This is a genomic window from Streptomyces sp. SID14478 (genome assembly GCF_010548525.1).
Classification (GTDB): Bacteria; Actinomycetota; Actinomycetes; order Streptomycetales; family Streptomycetaceae; genus Streptomyces.
In genome coordinates, this window is record NZ_JAAGMG010000940.1 from 1 (window position 1) to 2772 (window position 2772).

At 73.9% G+C, this 2772-nt stretch carries 2 protein-coding genes; both read right to left on the bottom strand.

Going from position 1 to position 2772, the window contains the following annotated elements; translation table 11 throughout:
* Window positions 1-1600, bottom strand: a 1600-nt coding sequence (locus G3I40_RS30400; protein WP_164305836.1) for a polyketide synthase, incomplete at its 3' end; no start/stop codon positions are given.
* Window positions 1601-1605: 5 nt separating this feature from the next.
* A partial coding sequence (locus G3I40_RS30405; RefSeq protein ID WP_164305837.1) for a beta-ketoacyl reductase occupies window positions 1606-2772 on the bottom strand: 1167 nt, incomplete at its 5' end.

Consider the following 2772-nt stretch of genomic DNA (forward strand, 5'->3'; position numbering starts at 1 on the left):
AGCGGCCCGACACCAGCGACGCCCCGACGGCGGCGACATCCGCGTCGGGCTCGGCCGCGACGCGTGCGTGCAGCTTGGCCGCCTGTCCGGCCAGGGCCGCCGCGCTCTTGGCCGACAGCACCCAGGGCACGAGCCCGCCGACCACGCCCGCCTCCGGCGCCGGGCCGTCCGCCTGCTCCTGCTCCTGTTCTTGTGGCTCCTCTTCGAGGATCACGTGCGCGTTGGTGCCGCTGACCCCGAACGACGACACCCCCGCCCGCCGCGGGCCGTCCGCGCGGGTCCATTCGCGTCCCTCCACCAGGAGTTCGACGTCCCCGGCGGACCAGTCCACGTGCGCTGAGGGCGTCTCCACGTGCAGGGTCTTCGGCAGGTATCCGTGGCGCAGGGCCAGCACGGCCTTGATGACGCCGCCGACCCCGGCGGCGGCCATGGCATGACCGATGTTCGACTTCAACGACCCCAGCCACAGCGGCCTGTTCTCGGCTCGGCCCTGCCCGTAGGTGGCCAGCAGGGCGCCTGCCTCAATGGGGTCGCCCAGCGTGGTGCCGGTGCCATGGGCCTCGACCAGGTCCACCTCGGCGGCCGCGACCCCGGCGTTGGCCAGCGCCGTGCGGATCACCCGTTCCTGGGCGCGGCCGTTGGGGGCGGTCAGACCGTTGCTCGCGCCGTCCTGGTTCACCGCGGAGCCGCGCAGGACGGCCAGTACCGGGTGGCCGTTGCGGCGTGCGTCGGACAGCCGCTCCAGCAGGAGCACGCCCACCCCCTCGGCCCAGCCGGTCCCGTCGGCGCCGTCCGCGAAGGCCTTGCACCGGCCGTCGGCCGACAGGGCGCCCTGCCGGGAGAACTCCACGAAGAACGCGGGCGTCGACATCACCGACGCCCCGCCCGCCAGCGCGAGGGAGCACTCCCCCGAGCGCAGCGACTGGGCGGCCATGTGCAGGGCGACCAGCGACGACGAGCACGCCGTGTCCACGGACACCGCGGGTCCGGTCAGGCCCAGTTCGTAGGCCACCCGCCCGGAGGCGACGCTCAGGGCGCTGCCGTACAGCAGGTGGCCCTCCAGCTCCTTCTGGCCCGATTCCAGGAACCGCCACCCGTACTCGGACGAGCTCACCCCGGAGAAGACGCCGACGTCGGTCCCGCGTACGTCGGCGGGAACGATGCCCGCCCGTTCGAAGGCCTCCCACGACGTCTCGAGGAGCAGGCGATGGTGCGGGTCGACCGCGAGGGCCTCGCGCGGGCTGATGCCGAAGAAGCCCGCGTCGAAATCGGCGACGTCGCCGAGGAATCCGCCATGGCGCGAGTACGAGCTGCCGACGGCGTCGGGGTCCGGGTCGTACACGTCCCGCCACCCGCGGTCCTTCGGGAACTCGTCGACGGCGTCGCGGCCGTCGCGGAGCATGTCCCACAGGTCCTCGGGCGTCGAGACGCCTCCGGGGTAGCGGCAGGACATGGCGACCACGGCGATCGGCTCGGTGCGGCCGGCCTTCAGGGCGTCGTTCTCCTGCCGGAGGCGGTCACGCTCCTCCAGCAGGGTGCGCAGCGCCCGCTGGACCCGGTCCGCTCCGTCCGCTGCCGTGCGGTCCGTGGAGTGGGTCATGTCCGTTACCTCTTCTCGTCCAGAGCCAGGTCGACCAGTGCTTCCAGGTCCAGGTCCGACAGTTCGTCCGCGTCGGTGTCGGCGCCGGCATCCGTGTCCGGGCGCGTCGGACCGGCGCAGGCCAGGACCGGTTCCAGGAGGCCCGCGCTGCGCAGACTGTCGATCGAGACGCTCCGGAGCACTTGTCGGATCGCCGCGTCCTCGGCGTCCTCGGCGTCCTCGGCGTCCTCGGTCGTGGCGGTGTCGGGGGCCGGGCGCAGCAGGTCGGTCAGGTGCGCGCCCAGTTCGTGTGGTGTCGGGTAGCTGAAGACGAGGGTCGACGGCAGGCGCAGTCCGGTGGCGGAGGCCAGGCGGTTGCAGAGTTCGACCGAGGTCAGGGAGTCGAATCCCAGCTTGGTGAAGGCCTGTTCGACGTCGACGAGCGCGGCGGACGGGTGCCCGAGCACGAGGGCGACCTGGTCGCGGACCCAGTCGAGGACGGCTGCCTGCGCCTCGTCCGCCGGCAGGGCGAGCAGTCCGGCGGGCAGGCCTGCGGAGCCGCTGTCCTTGGCCGCGCCCGCCTTGTCGCGCCGGGAGCGGCCGCTCTCGACGAGGTCGCGCAGGAGCGGCGGCAGTGCGTCACCGGTCTCGGCGCGCAGGGCGGCGACGTCCAGCCGGGCGGGGACGAGGACGGGTTTGCCGCTCGCGCACGCCGCGTCGAAGAGGGCGAGTGCCTCGGCCGTCGGCATCGCGTCGATGCCCGTCCGCCGCAGCCGGGAGAGGTCGGCCCGGTCGAGGTCCCCGGTCATGCCGCTGCTCTGTTCCCACCAGCCCCAGCACAGCGAGGTGCCGGGCAGGCCGGCTGCCCTGCGCCGCGCCGCCAGGGCGTCCAGGAAGGCGTTGGCCGCGGCGTAGTTGGCCTGTCCTGCGTTGCCGAGCGTGCCCGCGAGGGCGGAGAACTGGATGAACGCCGACAGGGTGTGGTCCCGGGTCAGCTCGTGCAGGTTGACCGCACCGCCGACCTTGGCGCGCAGCGCGTGGTCGAGGCTTTCGGGGGTCAGCGAGGCGACGGTGCCGTCGGCGAGCGCGCCCGCCGCGTGCACGACCGCTGTCAGCGGGTGCGCGGCGGGCATGTCCGCGAGCAGGTCCGTCACGGCGGCGCGGTCCGCGATGTCGCAGGCCACGACGCGGAC